The 18,980-nt window shown below is 61.2% G+C and carries 14 protein-coding genes; all 14 read right to left on the bottom strand.

The window, feature by feature from the left end; all coding sequences use genetic code 11:
• Window position 1: 1 nt before the first annotated feature.
• A complete protein-coding gene (locus IEW17_RS17065) occupies window positions 2–1,252 on the bottom strand; it encodes an acyltransferase family protein (RefSeq protein ID WP_229749083.1) in 1,251 nt (416 codons plus the stop codon).
• Between the two features lie 162 nt (window positions 1,253–1,414).
• Window positions 1,415–1,726: a hypothetical protein gene (locus IEW17_RS17060; RefSeq protein ID WP_188563268.1), complete on the bottom strand. Its 312-nt coding sequence runs from the start codon at window positions 1,724–1,726 to the stop codon at window positions 1,415–1,417.
• A 135-nt stretch (window positions 1,727–1,861) separates the two neighbouring features.
• Window positions 1,862–2,068: a hypothetical protein gene (locus tag IEW17_RS17055; protein ID WP_188563267.1), complete on the bottom strand. Its 207-nt coding sequence runs from the start codon at window positions 2,066–2,068 to the stop codon at window positions 1,862–1,864.
• Window positions 2,069–2,275: 207 nt separating this feature from the next.
• The gene (locus tag IEW17_RS17050) at window positions 2,276–3,040 is read right to left on the bottom strand and encodes a helix-turn-helix domain-containing protein (RefSeq protein ID WP_262891846.1); all 765 of its coding nucleotides are present in this window, start codon (window positions 3,038–3,040) and stop codon (window positions 2,276–2,278) included.
• Between the two features lie 396 nt (window positions 3,041–3,436).
• Complete coding sequence (locus tag IEW17_RS17045) at window positions 3,437–6,742, bottom strand: cyclic nucleotide-binding domain-containing protein (protein ID WP_188563265.1); 3,306 nt, start codon at window positions 6,740–6,742, stop codon at window positions 3,437–3,439.
• Window positions 6,743–6,983: 241 nt separating this feature from the next.
• Window positions 6,984–9,527 carry a DUF5686 and carboxypeptidase-like regulatory domain-containing protein gene (locus IEW17_RS17040; protein WP_188563264.1) on the bottom strand — a complete coding sequence of 848 codons (2,544 nt, stop codon included), beginning with the start codon at window positions 9,525–9,527 and terminating at the stop codon, window positions 6,984–6,986.
• Between the two features lie 283 nt (window positions 9,528–9,810).
• Window positions 9,811–10,116 (bottom strand): hypothetical protein, encoded by a 306-nt coding sequence (locus IEW17_RS17035; RefSeq protein WP_188563263.1) that lies wholly within the window; start codon window positions 10,114–10,116, stop codon window positions 9,811–9,813.
• Window positions 10,117–10,380: 264 nt separating this feature from the next.
• On the bottom strand, window positions 10,381–11,715 hold the full coding sequence (locus IEW17_RS17030) for a family 1 glycosylhydrolase (RefSeq protein ID WP_188563262.1): 1,335 nt from the start codon (window positions 11,713–11,715) through the stop codon (window positions 10,381–10,383).
• A gap of 135 nt (window positions 11,716–11,850) precedes the next feature.
• Window positions 11,851–13,533 carry a GMC family oxidoreductase gene (locus tag IEW17_RS17025; protein ID WP_188563261.1) on the bottom strand — a complete coding sequence of 561 codons (1,683 nt, stop codon included), beginning with the start codon at window positions 13,531–13,533 and terminating at the stop codon, window positions 11,851–11,853.
• Between the two features lie 126 nt (window positions 13,534–13,659).
• Window positions 13,660–14,277: a gluconate 2-dehydrogenase subunit 3 family protein gene (locus tag IEW17_RS17020; RefSeq protein WP_188563260.1), complete on the bottom strand. Its 618-nt coding sequence runs from the start codon at window positions 14,275–14,277 to the stop codon at window positions 13,660–13,662.
• A 131-nt stretch (window positions 14,278–14,408) separates the two neighbouring features.
• The gene (locus IEW17_RS17015) at window positions 14,409–15,932 is read right to left on the bottom strand and encodes a M20/M25/M40 family metallo-hydrolase (protein WP_188563259.1); all 1,524 of its coding nucleotides are present in this window, start codon (window positions 15,930–15,932) and stop codon (window positions 14,409–14,411) included.
• A gap of 123 nt (window positions 15,933–16,055) precedes the next feature.
• Window positions 16,056–16,205 (bottom strand): MFS transporter small subunit, encoded by a 150-nt coding sequence (locus IEW17_RS17010; protein WP_188563282.1) that lies wholly within the window; start codon window positions 16,203–16,205, stop codon window positions 16,056–16,058.
• A 31-nt stretch (window positions 16,206–16,236) separates the two neighbouring features.
• On the bottom strand, window positions 16,237–17,646 hold the full coding sequence (locus IEW17_RS17005) for an L-lactate MFS transporter (RefSeq protein ID WP_188563258.1): 1,410 nt from the start codon (window positions 17,644–17,646) through the stop codon (window positions 16,237–16,239).
• Between the two features lie 249 nt (window positions 17,647–17,895).
• Window positions 17,896–18,741, bottom strand: coding sequence for an SDR family oxidoreductase (locus IEW17_RS17000; protein WP_229749090.1), 846 nt, complete (start codon window positions 18,739–18,741; stop codon window positions 17,896–17,898).
• Window positions 18,742–18,980: the final 239 nt, after the last annotated feature.

The raw sequence follows: 18,980 nt of genomic DNA, 5'->3' as shown, positions 1-18,980 counted from the left end.
CCTATCTGCCCGCCAGCCTTTGGGGCAGGTGCTTGGCGGGGGCCAACTGATTTGCCATGAGCAATTGCTGCGCTCTTTGCAGGGGGAGCTGCACTGCTGGGGACCACAGCCGGGGCATGGCCATCGGGACGATTAGTGGCACCGCGGATGCGCGGCTGGTTTCGCGGCGACCAAGGCGGTGCATGTAGGCTACAATGGGCTTCTCGATAAGATAATAGGATGGCAATGAGCAGATTATTGCCACAATAGCGCCCGTGTAATACGGCCAGCGACTGTAAAAAACGAGGTCGCCCGAAATTCGGGACAACACGGCGTAGAACAGGAGCAGTCCCCACATATGGTTGAGGTACACGGAGTAGCTCACCTCGCTGAACCATGCCACGGCCCGGGGCACCCGAACGGTTCGGGTCAGCAAAAACTCAAGCACCAGGAAGGCTAACGCCACTGTCAACAAACTGGCGGGATAGTTGTGGCCCAGTTTGCTCAGCAAGTAAATGCCCATGTACAAGCCCATAATGGCGGTGCCGTACAGCCAGGTAGGCAGCGTGGTCGGTATGCGCAGGCCCCGCTCAAACCCCTTGTAGAGCGTCATGCCAACCAGAAAAAACGACTGATGAAAAAAGATGGCATCGCCGGTGGCAAGGACCAGCGCCACGCAAATGCCCAACAATCCAAGCTGATTGCGAAAGGGCAACAAATTGTATAATGGAAATAAAAGACAGAAAAAAAATTCCTGCTTCAAGGACCAGTACTGCACACCGAATCCAAAGTATTCGCCGGACTTGGTAAAAGACAAAGAGTGCAGGAAGGAGCCGGGGCTAAGTTCTTGGTAGCCAGCAACTAGTCGGGAATTGTACTCTCGAACGCCTTCGGTGTAAATGTTGCTATTTATATAAAGAAAGGAAACGTATAGTGCTATTCCAGCTAGTATCGTGGCGGCAATGTATGCGGGGTACAGGCGCAGAAAACGCTTGCGCAGGTAGTTCGGGAGTGAAAACCTGTTCCGGATGGAATACTGGGCAAAGAATCCGGAAAGAATGAAAAACAAGTAGACCCGCTGCGGCCCCAGCGAAGTGATGAGGTCCGAGAAAAACAGCGGATACTCGAAGAGACCCCATTTTTGGACTGGAAACTTGGCAACGTAGGCTTCGCCGCCGCTCCAGAGGACGAACCTGGCATGGGTGAGTACGACGCCGACAGCAGCAATTGCCCGAAAGATGTGCAGCTGCGCGACTTTGTCTTTTTGAATCAAATTCACGAGCTATAATTTATAATCAGCTAAGGCCAGCTCCGTTTTCGTGCACTGTGGGCGCGCAAAGTGTGGTCATAGCCCCCTCCTGTTTAACCGAGCCCTCCTGGCAGCACGCGGTGCGCGCAAACGGAGAGGAACTTCAAAAGTGGTGGCTAGCGGTGGCTACGCGGGCAGGCTGAGCACCTGAATTACCCGAGGTAGTTCCCGGCGCTGGCGCTGTTCTGCTTGCTGCTGGTCTCGCTCGGCCTGCCTGACGGCGCGGAGCACCAGCAGCTGCTCGGTGAAGAGCTGCGCCTCATTCGGCGTTTGAAACCGCCGTGGCGACATCCGATAGCTGCCGCGTTTAAAGATTCGCTCCTGCACCGGCTGCCACAGCGGGCGTGGCCAGTACCATACCCGCTGGCACTCTTCTATTTCGTAAGGCAGCACGTTGGTAAGAGCCTGCGTCTGGATAATGCGGAATTCATTCATCATGAAATTGAGGACAGATAATAAAAAGTAGAATGTCGCCGGTGGGGGCTACCGCAGTGCTTATTCGGCTTGTGTGAGCCGAATAGCTTATTAAAAAAGTTATATTTTATGAAGTCCTGGCTTGTAACTATCATGAGCTTATCTCGCTCGTAGTGCCACCCTTTCAGTGACTAAGTTTGTTGGTTTATGCCCAGTGCTTTGGCGCTGGTCGGGCTGGGCCAGTAGTAAAATAGAAAGCAGCGCCACAAGAAAAATGTACCATGAAGCGTCAGTTCGAAGCTTATGTGACTGAATTTCTTTTTCAGCGCCAGCCAATGCAGGGCTGGCCGCGGTAGATATATTCATAGTAGCAGGAAGCATAAAGTTCGGATACATTCTATACACAAATGTATTTAGTCCTTTGCCAGGCAACTAGAAATAGTCATACCCTAAATGCGGTACCTGTTGCTGCTCCTGATTAAGTTTTTGGCGCCAAGACCGCCGCTAGGGCCGCCGCCTATCCGATACCAGGTTGCGTGCGCCGGTGGCCGGGTTTACCTATCAGACCTGTTCCTAAATAACCTTTTGCTTTTTGGTCAGATGCCAGTTCCAGATACCACAAGCCAAGGCCATCACCCGGTCGTTGAAGGCCAGGGACTTGTTGCGGTAGACTTGCGTGACGCAGCCCAGGCGTTTGGCCCCGCTGATGGCGTGTTCCACCTTCACGCGGCGGCGGGCGTGGGCGCGGTTTGCGGCGCGTTGCGTATCGGTCAACGCCGTGGCCGGCACCTGTTTGCTGCGCCGGGGCTTGCGGTGGGGCAAGCTTTGCGGGGCCACGTCGTAGTCCCGAATCAGGCCCAGGTACCCCAAATCGGCCAGCCGGGTGAACAGGTCCAACAGGCCCAGGTTGACTTCCAGCTCGTTTTTCAGCATCTGGTAGTCGTGGGTCGCCCCGCAGGTGGTCGGCCCCAGGTAGTGGATGTACCGGGCGGGGTCGGCGATGAGCGTGTTTTTACGGGTGGGCCTTTTTTTGCCCGAGTAGTCAGCCGGCCGGTCCACCGCGGCGTGCGCCCGGCGGTAAGGTCGTTCGGTGGCGTCGAGCAAGAGCACCGGCACGTCGGCAAAGAGGGCCTGCATTTGGGCCAGCGAGTCGATGACTCGCGCCGACAGCACGCCCAACGTGCGCAAGCAACGTTCCAGGGCCTTGGCCAGGTGATGGGCGTGTTCGCAGGCTTTGGAGCGGGGCAGGCCAAAGGTGGTCCCGGGTACGTCGAAGGTGGGGTAGGTTTTCAGGTAAAACAGGATGAACAACAACTGCTGTTCCGGGCTGGCCGGCACGCCTTTGCACCCACCGCCGGGCCGGCGTTAGTGCGGCTGCTCCACCGAAAAGCACGCACCCGCTTCGGCCTGGCAGCCCGCCGTGAACGGCTCGGCCAAGGCGCAAAAGTGGCCAAATCCAACCCCTTCAGCGCCCGCATTTGCTGGTCATCAACTATCGTATTCACCTCAAGCATCCCCAAAAATACTGTTTGGGAACAAGCCTAATAGACTTGTTCCTGAATAAGAAATGGTCAAAGATTTTAGCCGATTATGATGCCTGAATGGTCTTTTTGGTTTGGCCAAGCTTGTATCCTTGGATTCTTTGAGCAGCCCCCGTTTCTGGCGCCAAATACGACTTGGAAAACCACCGATTTCTTATTGAGGAACAAGCCTAATGACTAAAAGGACGTCATCCTACTTGGCCAACTCGCGCATCTTCTCGTTCTGCTGGCGAATGCGCTGGCATAGCATCCGCAGAATGTTGCGGAGTACCTCGCCCCGTTCCTCCATTAGGTCGTAAAAATCTTCCTGGTCGAGACGGAAAGCCAGTACTTTACTCAGCGCCGCTGCGGAGGCAGAGCGGGGCTCGGCATCGAGCAGGGCCAACTCGCCAAAGAAGTCGCCGGGCCCGAACGTGGCCAGCTGTTGGCTGCCATTGAAAATGCCCACCTGCCCGTCGTGCACCACGAACAGCGACGTCCCAATGTCGCCTTTGGCAAATATTTCTTCGCCCTCGTAAAACGTCACTTCCTTCATGATGGGCACAATGCTGCTCAATACGTTTTCGGGTGTTTGCGAGAACAGGGCGGTGCTTTTGAGGACGACCACCCGCTCCAGGGCGGAAATACGGGTTTCGGAAGCCGGGGAATGGCTCATGGCATGGGTGTGAAAAGGAGTGACGGAAATGGTGTGGCCCAGGCGGGCGGCCAAAACCTTAGCCGCCAGTTGGGCACTTTCGGCCAGCAGCGCGTTGGGCGACTGTAGGTAGGGCTGCAACAGAGCCGGCGCATCGGGCTGAGTGGGCTGCCAGGTGCGCAAGGCCACCCCAAGCGTCCAGGTGGTGAAGGCGCTGTGGCCGTGCCGCAGCAGCAGCACGGGCAAGGGCTCGGTGAGGGTGGCGGCGTGAAAAGCAGGTTTGGCCATTGTCACGGTCTGGTGCGCGCCAAACCCAGACCGGGTCGGCTGCAAGGTCTGCACCAGCTGGTTGTTCGCCGTGACATCGGCAAACAGCTGGGCCTTTTCCGTCACGGACGTATCGTCGAGTAGTGCTTGCAGGCCCAGGTATACCGGGCGCGGAATCAGGTTATCGAGAATTTCGAGGGCATTGGCCTGGCGCTCGCGGACGGCGTGGGCCACATTGCGCTGGGCGGTAGCCACCAGCTCGGCATCGTAGAGCTGGGCCAGCAGACCAAACAGGCGCTGGTGCAGCAGCATCAGCTCGTAGCCGACGGCCGTGTGCAGCGCCGGTCGGTGGTCGGCAGCCAGGCCCCGCAGCAGCTGCGCCGCCAGAGCAAATTCATCGCGCAGCAAGTGTTCGAATATGGGTGCTTCGGCGGGCACGGCCGGAAAGCGGCGTAGCGCCCGTAGCGCGACTCCGCGCGAAAACAGGTTGCTGCCCTGCGCCAGCGCCACTAAAACTGCCCGGCTGGCGGGGGTGGCAATTCGCTCCAGCACGGTGGCCAGGCGGTGCAAGTGGACAGGGCCGGGCGTGTGGTGCAGGGCCTCACGCACCAGGGGCACCATGGCGGGCCCCAGGGCGACCAGGCTGTCGGCGGCGGCCTGCCAGCGCTGCTTCTCGCCCAAGGCGGGCGGTAAGTGGTAAGCCAGTTGGGTGTGGGGCAGGGTGCCAATGGCCGCAAGCGCCGCGCTGGCTAAGCCCAGGTCAGGGCTGGCTAAGCTGTCGTCAATCAGCTGGCTCTGGGTTTCAAAAGGAAAAAATGAGAGGAGGCACAGCGCCGTCCGGTTGGCGGCTGGCGTCGGGTTAACGAGCAACTGCCCCAGGCTGTGGTGCGCGGCCTCATGCTCAGGCCGCGTTTCGATACAACCCCGGATGGCTCCCTGCCGGGCGGGCAAGTCGGCACTGCTCAGCAGAGTGGCTACCGTGGGCGCATCTGGGTCGGCGGCGGCCAGGAGGCGGCTTGCCGCTTCGCGTACGGGGGCAGCGGGGTCGCGCAGGGCCAGGGCCTGCAGCGCCTCGGCGGGCAGCGGGGGTACTTCGACGGTATTGAGCAGGGCCAGGCGCACCCGCTCGTCGGGGTGCTCGAGCAGGCCGGGGGTGTGGCCGGCCAGGGCTTTGGGGTCGCGCTTGCGTAGCCAGGCCACGGCATTGAGGACTTCGGGGGGGCGCGAGCTGTGCAGGTGGGCCAGCACTAGCTGCAGCGCGGCATCGGGGAGGGCCAAGTCGGCGGTTTCGGCAAAGCGCCGGCTCAGGCCTTCGCGTAGCTCGGCCAGGTAGCTGTAGTAGGTGCGGCGCAGGAACAGCAGCGCCAGCAGCAGCAGGGCCCCCATCCAGGCAAGTGGCAACCAGCCATCAAGCAGGCCGCTATAGCGAAATGCGAAGAACAGCAGACCCGTGAGGCCCATGCCCAGGGGCTCGTAAAAACCCTTGGCCAGGGTGTGGGCCGCCAGCCGCTGCTGCGGGGCCAGGGGCTGAAACAGCACCAGAAAAACGGGGTCGAACACGCTGCGACGCAGCACTTCGAGCAGCAGGTAGAGGCCGCAGAAATATATCAGCAGGCCCGTGGAGGTGTAGCTGCTCACGGTGTTGAGTACGCCAAAGCCCAGCAGGAACCCCAGAGCTACCAGCGGCAGCAGCCGCAACGACCATTGCACGCCGTAGCGCTCCAAGGCCTGCCGACTCAGCAGTAGCTTGAAGAACATGGCCGCCATATAGGTCAGGGCCAGTATCCAGCCCACCGATTGGGTGACGTCGGCCGAGTCGTGAAACTTGTGCTTCACGTTCACAAAAAACATGTACTCGACCCCGGTGAGCGCCGCCGCGATGGCCAGCAGGCTGAGGCACATGGCCAGCACCAGCTCGCTGCCGCCAAACAGTTGCCGGGCCAGCTGGCCCGGCAGCTGTTTGGTCAGACGCGCGGGCCGCGCCGCCGCCTCCACCACGTGTGAGCTTAGGGTAGCGCGCAGCGCAAACAGTGCCCCGATGTAGGCCACAAACGACACGCCCAACAGCACGGGCAGCTGCGCCTCGCCGTGGATAAGGGCCGCCAGCACGGCCCCCAGGGCCTTGGCCGGCATATCGCCCGAGCTAATGATGCTGAACAGGCGCTTGCTCTGCCGCACGTCGAACACCACCGCCGAGACGCCCCAGAACTCCAGGTTGGTGAGCAGGTAGATGATTCGGTAGCCGGCCATGATGGCCACGGCCGCCGCCACCGAGTGGCCCACCACCACCAGCACGCCCAGCACACCGGTGAGGGCCACCACGGCCAGCAGCACCCGCACGGCCAGCTGCTTGAGCAGGTAATGATGCTCAAAATAGGTGTAGACTTTGCCCACGGCCATCATGGCCAGCGCCCCGGCCACGTAGCCCAGGGGCAGGCTGTGCTCGGGGTGGTGCTCCAGCAGCAGCACGTTAGCCGCAACGTACACCAGTATCGAACCGATGCCCAACAGAAAATTATGCAGCAAAAAGAGCCCTACGGTGCGGGTTTCGCTGGCTTTGATGCCAAACAGGCTTTGCAGAGAGGTGGCAGAAATCATGCGGAGAAGGAGCCACTGCCAACGGGCACGGGCGTAGCCAAAGATAAGGAAGCTGGCCAAGCAACGGCACAACACGGGCCAGCAGCCCCGGCGATGCAGACGCCTCTCCCAAAATAAGCCCCGCAACTGTGACTAATCCTTACACCAAAGTGCAGCAGACGAAAGCTCGTAAAATAAGCACGCCCATCCGGCCAAAAAAGTGGCGGATGGGCGTACGGAGATTAACCAGGTGAAAAGGGCCTTACAGGCGGAACTGCGCCCCCACCTTGATACCGAAGTTGCTGGTGCCGGGCGTGTCGCGGTACGTGAGGCGGTGGATGAAATCGACCCGCAGAAACTTGAAAATATTCTCGACTCCGTAGCCCACCTCCACATAAGGAATGGAAATGGGGCCGGGTAGGTCCGAAGTGTTGCCGTTGGCGCGGCGGCTGCGGTCCGAAAGCTTACCGTAGAGTACGTTGCCGGTAGCCACAAAACGCCAGTTTAGCGCCCGAATACCGGGGATGGAGTTCAGCACCAAGCCTTCAAAATGATGGTCGAGGCGGAGCGTGGCCGAGCGGTCAGTAACGAACTCAAAGTAGTTCATCAGGTTGAAGGCGTTGGCGTTGTAGAACGGGGTCTGGTTGCCCAGCGGCGTTTTCAGGATGTAGTAAGGCAGCGCCGAGGGGATGTAGCTGGCCTCGGCCCGGTAGTTGAGGCGGCCGAGGTAGCCCACCGAAACGCTGTGCGAAATGGATAGGTTGAACTTGTGATACACGAAATTGCCCTGAATCCAGTCGATAGCGCCCAGCGTGTAGCGGAAGCCGAACACGGGCAAGCGTTTCAAGCCCACGGCCCGGCGGCGGTTTTCGTTCTGCACCAGGTTTTCATCGGGCGCGTAGCGCGACTCCGACACCAGTTCGCTCAGTTGCAAAATATTGGAGCTGGGCTCGTCGCTCACCGGCGGGCCATTGGGGCCGGTGCGCCGGTGAATATCGAACAGCGGGTTAACGTTTTGGTAGCGCAGAGTCAGGGTTTGGGTGAAGCCGTGAAACAGGTCGCGCTGCATGCTCAGCGACGTGAGGTCGCGCAGCACCGGCCGGCCCTGACGGAACCGGCCCCAGCGCGAGGCGGCCACAAATAGGTTGTTGTTGTCGAGGAAGTCGTTGTCGAGCAGCGCGGCCTGCTCCACGTCGTGCCGGAATTCACCCGAAAACACTGTCCAGTGGCGGCGTTCGGCAATGTAGTTGACCCGGGCCCCGTACTTGAAGCGCCCATCCCGGGTACCGTAGGCCACGTAGGCTTGCGTGAGCCAGTCGCGACTGATGAGGGGCGTAGTGCGAAAGCCAAACCGAAAGCGGTTGCCCTCCAGGTCGTTGCGGGAATAAACGGTGGAAATGGGACCCAGGTCAAACTTGCCCACGCGCTTGTAGCCGTTCACCAACAGCTCCACCCAGTCGAGCACGTTGCGCACCGAGGGCAGCTGCTTGGCCGAGTCCAGCACGGCAAACGTCTGGCGCTCCGAGAGGCTGAGCGTATCGGGCCGGTGCTGGTCGAAGTAGCCGCCGCCCGCCGCGCCGCCCTGGGGCAGTCCGCTCAGCAGGTCGCTGCCCGAGCCCTTTTCGGCGGGTTCCATCAGCGACGACACGATGGGCTGGTCGTAGAAGCCGCTTTCGGTGTGCACCTGGTTGCGCACGAAGTTGCTGCTCACCGTGGTGAAGCGCACCAGCATGGCCGCTTGCTTCTCGTAGGGCCGCACGCTCAGCACCAGCTTGGTGCGGGTGGGCAGGCCCGGTCCCTCGGCGGGTGAGGTCAGCTCCTGCGAAATACGCAGGTCGCTCACGAAGTTGATGTTGGCCTCAGGGTTGGCCACTACGTCAATGCGGCGCAGGGCGTAGCCCTCGGCCGTAACCCAGATGGTGCCTTTGAAGGCCAGGTCGTGGCTGCGCTTGGGTGTCACGCCAATGCGGTAGCACCAGTCCTTGCCCACAAACACGGAGTCCTGCAACTCGTAGTCGTAGGTGCCGCGGCCGCCTTCGGCAACGGGCGATATAAAGTCCTTGCCCAGCACGTTCTGCCAGTTCAGGTAAAAGTCAAAGTTCTGAAAGTTTGAGCCCAGCATTTGCGAAAGTACCGAGCCTTCGCGCGGGCCAACGCCACGCATCTGCTTGTGCATCAAGTCTTCGCGGCGGCGTAGAGGAGCGTTTTTCTGGTACACCCGTGAGCCCACCTCCGACGCGAAAATGGGCAGCGGGGCGTCGGTGTCGGTGGCGGCGGCGGCACCCTGGCGTACGGCCAGCGCCCGAATATCCTTGATAACCTTGCGGTTGGCCATGCTGGCGGGCAAGTTAATCAGGCTGGTCTCGATGCGGTTGTAGGAGTCGTACTCGGCTGCTTTCAGCGAAAGACGGCCGTTTTCAGGCTTGTGCTTCTGCACTTCGCGCAGGATGCGAAAGGCGGGGTTTTCGGGTTGGCGCGATGATACTATCACTTCGGCCAGGGCCACGCCACCGGTTTTCATCCGAAACAGCACTGTTTGCACAGCGGCATCGGTGAGGCGGCGGTGCTGCGTAGCAAAGCCCATGGCCGACGCCGCGATGGAGTCGGGCGTGCCCGCCACGGCCAGCTTAAACTTGCCGTCGGCATCGGCGGTGACGCCGGCACTGGTTTTGGGAATAAAAATCGAAGCAAACGGTACGGGTTCCCCGTTGGTAGCTTCCACTACTTGGCCACTGATAACAATACGCTGGGCGGCAGCTGGAAATACCCACAGGCACACCAGAAGCAGCGGAGCAAAAAATTTCATAAGCAGTGTAAGCAGTATAAAGAACCCAAATGCGAAACCTGTAGTAGTTTGGCAATTTACGCAAAGCGTAGGAGCCGCCCAACTAGTTCCGCGCCAAAAACTGGAATTTATTAGTGAAAGATTAAACCCAATGGATAAATAGTTATCAGGGGCTGAAATGCTATTTGCCCGAAACTGCAGCACCGGTTCCGGACGGTACTTTTTGTGCGAAATAGCTGAGCTGACAGACTGCGGAAATGCGTGCTAAACAAAAGCATAAGCCGTGGCCGGGCCGCCAACCGACCTATGCCGAACCGAACTTACTGCCCGCCTGGGCCAGCCAGATAGTGGTGCCGGGCGGCAGCGCCAGGGGCCCGGCAAAGTCGAGCAACAGGCCCCGCGTAGAAGCGGTGCTTTCCTCTGGCCGGGTTATTTCTTCCACGGTAGCACGGGCAGCGTGGCGGGTGCCATCGGGCAGGACGGCCTCTACCAACAGGGCAGCGTGCAGGGCGTAGGCGGCCAGCGGGGCGGCCGGCTCCTGCGGCAATGCCAGCAGGCCAAGGCCGGGCAAGGACCACGTCGCGGCCACGCGCAGCAGCAAGGGAGGCATAATAGATGGCATGAACGCGGCAATTGCAAAAGCGAACTGGAAAGCTGGCGCAAACGAGCAGCCTATCCTACCCTCGGTTGTGGCTCCGCCGTTGGTAGCCTTCGTAATTGTCAATCGGGCCCGGTAGCGGGCTAGGTTGCCAGAGCAGTCGGTGCAGGGCCGTTTGAAGCAGCAGATGGTGTTTCATGGGTCAAAAAACGGCCTGTTCCATGTGGTTATGATGAACGTTGGCGCGCGGCCCGGCCGGTTTGGGCTCCCGTTTGGCTACACCTCCACTTTGAGCGTGGCCGGGGCGGTGGTAATCTCAAACAGCTCGCCGTGGGGCACAATAGTAATCTGGCCGTACTCCTGGAGCAGCATTTTGTAGGCGTCGGCTACGGGGCGGGGCTTGCGGTCGAGGTCGAAGAGGCCGCAAGGGTTCACGGTGCCCACTTTGCGCTCCAGGCCCTTGTCCCAATCAATCTGGTCGATGAGTGAATACCAGGTGAAACCCAGCACGGGCACCCCTTCTTTCCGCATTCTGAGGATATTGACCCACTGTTTCCAGAGCCAGGTGGAAGCCTGCTTGTCGCCGAGGGTGTTGGTTTCGGTGTGCATCACCGGTTTTTTGTAGCGCTGGTAATAATCGCGCGTGATGTTGTACCAGCCCAGCACGTCCATGCTGGTCACGATTTCGCCATTCGGCAGCATTATTTTCTCGTTGCGGCCGTAGTAGTCGTTGCCCATCACCTGGTAGCCGGGCGGCACGCCGGCCATAAACCAGTCGTACTCGCGGCGGGTCAGGCCGTTGTCGTAGAGGTAGTTCAGGACATCGCCCTCGGGGTGATGCCCGTAGAGCAGGTCGAGGGAGGCGAAGCGCATCTTGTTCTGCATCTGCACTTCAAAGGTGTGCTCGGCCCGCAGCTCGTGGGTAAACTCCGCCGACTCGCTCTGTACGATAATGCAGTCGGGGCGGTGCTTGGCAATGCGCTGGGTGCCCATGATGCTGGCGGCCACCAGGTGCTTGAGAGCCGTCACAAAGGCTTTATCCGACTTCAGCTGCTCGTTCCAGATGCCGTCGCGGGCGCTCATTTTGGCCGTCACGTAAATTTCGTTCACCGGCGTGTAGTAGCGCACCCACGGGTAGCGCTTGGCCACGGCTTCGCAGTAGGCGGCAAAGTGCACCGGCAGCTCCGGGTTCTGAAAATTACCCAGCCAATCGGGCACGCCAAAGTGCATCAGGTCCAGAATCGGGGTAATGCCCAGGCGCTGCATTTCGGCCATAGCCAGGTCCGCGAATTCCCAGTCGTACTTACCGGGGTCTTTCTGGATTTTATAGTACGGCAGGCCGTAGCGCAGCACCTTCAGGCCCATCTCCTTCACCAGGCCCAGGTCCTCCTGATAGCGGTTGTAGTGGTCGCACTCGGCCAGCAGGTCGCGGCGGGTTTTGCCGTGGTCGATGGTTGGGTAGCTGCACTCGATGCCGGTAGCGAACATGAAGTTGTTGGGCAAGCCGGTGGGCAGGCCGTTGCCGTTGTGCCCACTGGCCCCGCCAAACTGGTCGCCTTCGTAGTTGCCATCGCCGAAGTGCTGCTTGATTTCTGTGAGGAAGGATTTCATTGACTTTATGATTTGAGGCTAATAACCGGTTGTCATGCCGAGCGCAGCCGAGGCATCTCGCATGCGGCAGTAATTAGTTTGCTGGGCGAGATGCCTCGACTACGCTCGGCATGACGTTCCCGTTGAACAATGGCGTCACCCGTTCCGTCGCTGCTGTTGTTCCAGGAATTTATCGGCCGTGCGCAGGCTCAGGGCCATGATGGTCAGGGCCGGGTTCACGCTCAGGGCGCTGGGAAAAGTGGAGTTGTCGGAGATGTACAGGTTGGGTACGTCGAAGGCGCGGCCGTTGGCGTCCACCACCGCGTCGTCGCCGCTCAGGCCCATGCGGGCGGTGCCGATTACGTGGGCGTAGCGGCCAAAAGCCCAGATATCGGTGGCCCCGGCGGCTTCCCAAATGCCACGCATAATTTTCTCGGCGTGGGCATTCATGCGCTGCTCATTTTCCTGGGCGGTGAAGTGCAGGCGCGGCTTGGGCAGGCCCCGGGCATCTTTTTCCTCGGCCAGCTCCATAAAGTTGTCGGCATGGGGCAGGCAGTCGCCCAGGATGTTGATGCCGGCCACGTGGTTGAACTGGCGCATGTAGTCGCGCAAGGGCTGGCCCCAGAGCTTACGGCCCCGGGCCACCTGCCCGGCAAAGGTCACGGGCATCACCCCGATGCTTTGCAGCAGGTAGCCGCCCACAAAGTCCGCATCCTTTGGTCGGTGGGTATCCTGCGAAATCAGCCCGCCCGGAATGCCCTTGTTGGGCCGCACCTCGTCGGCAAACGTGCCCCACACCTGCACGCCGGGGTGGGCCATCAGGTTGCGGCCCACTTGCCCGCTGGTCAGGGCCAAATCATTGAGCAATAGCAGGCGCGGGGTTTCGACCGAGCCGCCGCACAGGAACAGGTGACGGCAGCGCTGGCGCTGCTGCTCGCCGTTCTGGGTGTACACCACGCCCGTCACGAAGCCGCGTTCGTCGCGCTCAATCTCGGTCACGAAGCTGTTGGGCCGAATGTCGGCCCCGTGCTGCACAGCCAGCGGAATAAACGTAACGTCCATGCTGGCCTTGGCCCCGTTGGAGCAGCCCGCCTGGCAAAAGCCGCGGTTGGTGCAGGCCTCGCGCCAGCCCACGCCCTCCTGGTAGTAGCGGGCCGAAAGGGCGGCGTTAGCCGCCGGCGACGTCTGGATACCCAGCTTCGCGGCTCCGCGCACCATGAGCTGGGCCGCGCCATTGAGCGGGAGCGGGGCCAGCGGGTAGCCTTTGCGCCGCGCCGGGCCCCAGGGGTAGGGCGTCGGCCCGGAAATTCCCAGAAAGCCCTCCAACTCCTCGTAGTAGGGCTCGAGCTCTTCGTAACCAAAGGGCCAGTCCTCGCCCCGGCCAAAGTCGCGCTTCAGGTGCAGGTCGTCGGGCAGGGGGCGGGGCGTGTAGGCCGTGTAGTGCAGTGTGGAGCCGCCTACGCCGGTGCCGGAGTTATTGCGGCCCATAGCCAGCGGGTCCTGCCCGGCGGCCAGTCGCTCATCGTTCCAAAACAGGAAGTCCTGGGCCTGCTCGTCGGTGGCGAAGTCTTTTTTTGCATCGTGCCAGGGGCCGGCTTCTAGGGCCACCACCTTTAGGCCGGCCATGGCCAGGCGGGCCAGCAGCGGGGCGCCGCCCGCACCCAGGCCAATCACCACGCAGTCCACCTCATCGGCCTCGGCCGGAAGGGCTTGCGGTTGTTCCTGGGGCGTATCGACGGGTGCGGGCTCGTCGGCCAGCAGCGCCCGTAGCAGCGGGTCCTGCACGTCGGGCATCACCGGGTTGAGGACGCTTTCTTCGAGGATTTCTTCTTCGGGCATGGTATAAGGGTCGCTATAGTTTGATAAGAAGCGGCTGTCATCCTGAGCACAGCAAAGGACCTTACTGCGTCCGTGCCGGTTTAGATTACTGCAAGCCGTCGACCGTAATAAGGTCCTTCGCTGCGCTTAGGATGACAGCCGTTCTTCCGGTTTGGGCTCCCGGTCTTCTTTCTCGTTGAGGCCGATTTTCGTCCAGGCGGGCAGGTCGGCCATGCCCACGTAGCCGATTTCTTCCTGCGCCAGCGGGTGGGCGTAGTACGTGGCGGCCAGCTCGGCCAGCAGTTCCTCGAAGAAGCGGCCGGCATCCAGGGTTTGCCAGGCGGTGCCGGGCGGGTGGCTACCGGCCAGCATGTGCAGCACCGCATCCTGCTGCGCGGCTTCCAGATTCATAAAATCAGTTTGAAACTGCGCCTGCGCTATTTCCTGAATGCCGCCCAGGCCCATGCGGTAGGCCTCGCGGTCGGGGGGCAGGGCGTCGTAGCGCCAGCCATCGGCGCGGCCGTCGGCCAATCGCTGGTCAATGGCGGGGGCCAGCGGAATTGGCTGAGTCGGTCGGTCGGGCTGTGGAAACAGGCGGGCGGCTACGGCTTCGAGCAGGGCGAAAGTTTCGGGGGCCAGAAACTGGGGCGCATACGTCGCGGGGGCATCAAGCCGGGCCTGCAGCGCCGCGCGGGTAGCGTCCGATACGTGAGCGGTGTCGAGCAGGGCGCGAACGGTGCCGCTGGGATAAGCTGGTGAGGACATAGAAAGGGGGCAACTGATGCAGCACCGTACTACACAGTTCCGCTAACAACTCCTTACGAGCAAAACCTTCCCGGCGGCTTCCTCTGGGAGCTATTCCCCATTATAATTCTGCCGCTATCCCTCAAGAACGATTATTTCATCAGCATGATGGCGGCCATGGTTTCGATGCCATCCCAGAGGTTGCCGAGGCGAATGTTTTCGTTTTCGGCGTGCTGGTTGTTGTCGTAGTTGGCCACCGGCACCGTGACGGTGTGGGCCCCCAGCTCTCGCTCAAATACCCCCAGCGGCAGGGTGCCGCCCATGCTGGGCAGCTGCACTATCCGGTCGGGGGTGGTGGTTTGCACGGCCGCTACCACCTGGCGGGCAATAGGCAAGTCGAGGCGGGTGCGCTGGGCATTTTCGCCTTTTTCAGCGTTCACCCGCACCAGCAGCGGGTACTGGGTGCGCTCGGCAGCGGTGGGCTCGGCCGCCACCACATGGTAGCCCTGGCGCTCGATGTGCCGGACCACCTTCTGCACCTGGCGCTGCGCGTCGTTGCCGAGCACCAGGCGTAGGTCCAGCACGGCCGAGGCCACGGTGGGAATGACGTTGGCGGCCTGCGCGCCCACATTGGCACTCTGCATGCCGTTGATGTTGAGTGAGGGCTGGTTGAGCAGCTCCACCAGGGATTGGCCAGTGCCATAGGAGCGCGCAAAGCCCAACTCCTGCCGAATGGTTTCGTCGAGGTTAGGCACCTGGGCGAGGGCGGTTTTCTCAGCCGCGCTCAGCGGCGTCACATCGTCGTAGAAGCCGGCCACGCGCACCCGGCCGGTGCTATCGGTCATCGAGGCCAGCAGGCGGGCCAGCGCCAGGGCGGGGTTGGGGGCCCAGTTGCCGTAGTGCCCGCTGTGCAGGGGGCGGCGCGGGCCATACACTTTCAGGCTCATATTCACGTCGCCCCGCGCGCCGAATACCACCTGTTTGCGGCCCGACTGATGCACCGGCCCGTCGCAAATCACCCACAGGTCGGAGGCCAGCAACGCCTTGTGCCGGGCCAGAATCTCACCCAAATGCGGCGAGCCCCGCTCTTCTTCCCCTTCAAAAAAGAACTTCACGTTGACCTTGGCCTTCAGCTTGCTGGCCGCTAGGGCCTGGTATCCGGCCAGAATAGCCATCACGCCGGCTTTGTCGTCGGAAGCGCTGCGGGCATACAGCCGCCAATCGGGATTGAGGGGCTGGCCCGCCGCTGGGCGGGCGGCCAGCTGACCGCCACGGTCGAGCGGCCCCGTGGCCAGCTGCGGCTGAAACGGCTGCAGGCCCTCGCGCCACTGCGCGGGGTTCACGGGCTGGCCGTCGTAGTGGGCGTAAAATATGACGGTGCGCGTGGCCCCGGGCGTGCGCACCTCGCCAAATACCACGGGCGGCACGCCCGGCGTAGGCGCCGCCAGCAGCCGTGCGCTGATGCCGCGCCGCTGCATCATGCCCTGCACAAACAGGGCTGTGCGGCGCAGGTTGGCCGTGTCGGCCGCTACGTTCGGGATGGCCACCAATTGCTCGAATTCCGTGAGCAGCTCGTGCTCGTGCGCCTGCCGGAACTGGCGCACGCGCAGCATGGGGTCGTTGGCCTGGGTAGCACCCAGCCCTACCAGCAGGGCCAGCGCAAATAGCTTTTTCATAGCCGCAAAGTACAGGCTTTTCGAATCTGGACCCTGGCTTTTATTTGACCAGAATTAAGCACCCACAAAAAAGCAGCCGACCCAGGGCCGGCTGCTTTCTCAGAAGCACCAAATGGAAGCGGTTTACTTAAACAGCGCCAGCGCTTTGATGAAGGTTTGCGACACGCCCCAGGCCAGGGGAAGGCCCACGAACAGCCAGGCCAGCACAGGCGAGCCGCCCGAGCCGGTGTCGGCGGCGGGGGTGTTAGCAGAAGAATTAGGTTGCGGGTTCATATTGGGAATGAATTAGAAGTGAGAGGAAGCCCTAGTGGCCCGCCGAAGCCGTCGTGACTGTTCCTTTGAATGCGTACCGCTCATTCACGGCCGTTACCAGCAGGTTGGCGATGAAGCCGACCACCAGCAGGCCGGCCATGGTGTAAAACACGGTTTGGTAAGCCGCGGCACCGGTCAGGCCCTTGGCCTTTTGCTGGTCGTGCAGGTAGTTTACCAGCAGCGGGCCCAGGATGCCGGCCGTGGACCAGGCCGTGAGCAGCCGGCCGTGGATGGCGCCCACCTGCATGGTGCCAAACAAGTCGCGCAAGTAGGCTGGAATGGTGGCGAAGCCGCCGCCGTACATGGTCAGAATGACGCAGGCCACCACCACAAACAGCGTGAGCGAGCCCTTGGCCATCAGCGTGGGTGCCAAGGCGTACAGCAAAATGCCCAGCCCGAAGTAAATCATGTACGTGGGCTTGCGACCCAGTTTATCGGAAGCCGACGACCAGAAGAAGCGGCCCAGCAGGTTGAACAAGCTGAGCAGGCCCACGAAGCCGGCCGCGGCGGCGGCAGTTACGCCCCGGCCCGCGCCCATGCTGGCATCCGAGAAGGTTTCCTGAATCAGCGGCGAGGCCGTTTCGAGCACGCCGATACCGGCCGTCACGTTGCAGAGCAGCACTACCCACAGCATCCAGAACTGGGGAGTTTTGATGGCGTTGTCGGCGTCCACGTTCGAGGTGGTGATGAGAGTGCTGTGCTGAGCGTTAGGCACGTAGCCGGCCGGTTTCCAGCCATCGGCGGGTACGCGGATGGTGAACACGCCGAACATCATGAACACCAGGTAAATCAGGCCCATGGTGATGAACGTGGGAGCCACGCCCATGGGCGCGGAGGTTTTGAAATGCGCCATGAGGGCCACCGCCAGCGGTGAGCCAATCATGGCCCCGCCGCCAAAGCCCATGATGGCCATGCCCGTGGCCACGCCCGGCCGGTCGGGGAACCACTTAATCAGGGTACTTACCGGCGAAATGTAGCCGATGCCCAGCCCGATGCCGCCCACGAAGCCGTAGCCGAAATACACCAGCCAGATGCTGTGCAAATGCACGCCCAGCGAGGCAATGAGAAAGCCGCCCCCGAAGCACAGCGCCGAGGCCAGCATGGCCTTGCGCGGCCCCACGCGCTCCAGCCACTTGCCAAACACGGCCGCCGAAAGGCCCAGCAGCACGATGGCGATGGAGAATACCACGGCCAGCTGTCCGGGCGTCCAGTCCAGCGCGTCGGGCTTGTCCACGTTGCCGCTGATGAGGGCACCCATGGGCTTTTTGAATACGCTGAACGCGTAAGCTTGTCCGATGGCCAGGTGAATGGCCAGCGCCGCGGGCGGCACTAACCAGCGGTTGTAGCCGGGCCCCGCCACGGTGTGGCTGCGGTCAAGAAAAGAAGAGGAGTTTTCGGCCATAAAAGAATGGGAGTTGGAGTGAAATAAATGGTATGAATGGGTTAGCGCAATGCCCTGCTCAGCACTTGCGGGCAATGGTAGGTGGAAAGGTAGCCGGCTTTTTAACAGATTGATTATCGGGCCCTATAAAACATTGCTAAACAACTATAGCTGGTATGAATTGAGGAATGAGGAATGAAGAAGGAGGAATCCGACATCGCTATGGGCGGTGTCGGATTCCTCCTTCTTCATTCCTCGTCAAGTGAAGCGTTATTCGTCGCTGCTGAGCTTGCCGCCGGTGACGTGCACTAGGCTGCCGGTCATAAAAGAGCCGTCCTGACTAGCCAGCAGCACGTAGGCCGGGGCCAGTTCCTCAGGTTGGCCGGGGCGCTTGAGGGCCACTTCGTGGCCAAACTTCTCGATTTCGGCCAGCGGCATGGTGGCCGGGATGTTGGGCGTCCAGACCGGGCCGGGCACCACGCAGTTCACCCGGATGCCGCGTTCGCCTAAATACAACGCCAGTGATTTGGTGAGGGCATGAATACCAGCCTTGGAAGAGGCATAATCCACCAGAATCGGGATGCCCGTAATGCCCACGATGCTGCCCGTATTAATGATGCAGTCGTCCTTTTGGAGGTGCGGAATAGTGGCCTGCGCCATCCAGATGTACCCCAAAATATTGGTATCAAACGTGCGCCGAATCTGTTCTTCCGGAATGTCCTCGAACTTCTCCTGGCTCATCTGGAAGGCCGCATTGTTCACCAGAATGTTCAGGCCGCCCAGCTCGGCGCGGGTGCGGCGCACGGCTTGTTTGCACTGCTCGGGGTCGCGTACGTCCAGTTGCAACAGTAGGCACTTGCGCTTCTCTTTTTCGACTAGCTGCTTGGTTTTTTCCGCATCCACCACGTTTTCGTTGAATACGATGGCCACGTGCGCGCCTTCCTTGGCGAAGGCAATGGCCACGGCCCGCCCAATGCCGGAGTCGGCCCCGGTGATGATGGCGACCTTATCCTTGAGCTTGCCGGCGGCCTTGTAGTTGGCCAGGTCCGAATCGGGCTGGAGCTTCATGTCGGCCTGTTTGGCCGGGTATGGCAGCTTCTGGGCGGCGGCCTTCATGTCTTTGGCCGTGGGGCGGCGCTCGGCTTTGGGGGCCGGAGCTTTGGCGGTGGTGGGCTTCCTGGCAGCGGGCTTGGCTGGAGTAGTCTTTTTGGGAGGCATGGCAGCGGAGAAAAAGTGTGGACTTGCTTACGCGAAAATCCTGATAATGGCTGCCCTACTCATTTTTATGATAGGGCTTCCGCACCAAAAGTAAGCGGGCTGTAGGTTAGTTTCGGGCATGGACCCTTTCGCTTCCT

The sequence above is a fragment of the Hymenobacter frigidus genome, from assembly GCF_014640435.1.
GTDB classification, from domain to species: domain Bacteria; phylum Bacteroidota; class Bacteroidia; order Cytophagales; family Hymenobacteraceae; genus Hymenobacter; species Hymenobacter frigidus.
The sequence above is the reverse complement of the archived record's forward strand: the minus strand, read 5'-3'. Positions and strand labels throughout refer to the sequence as shown.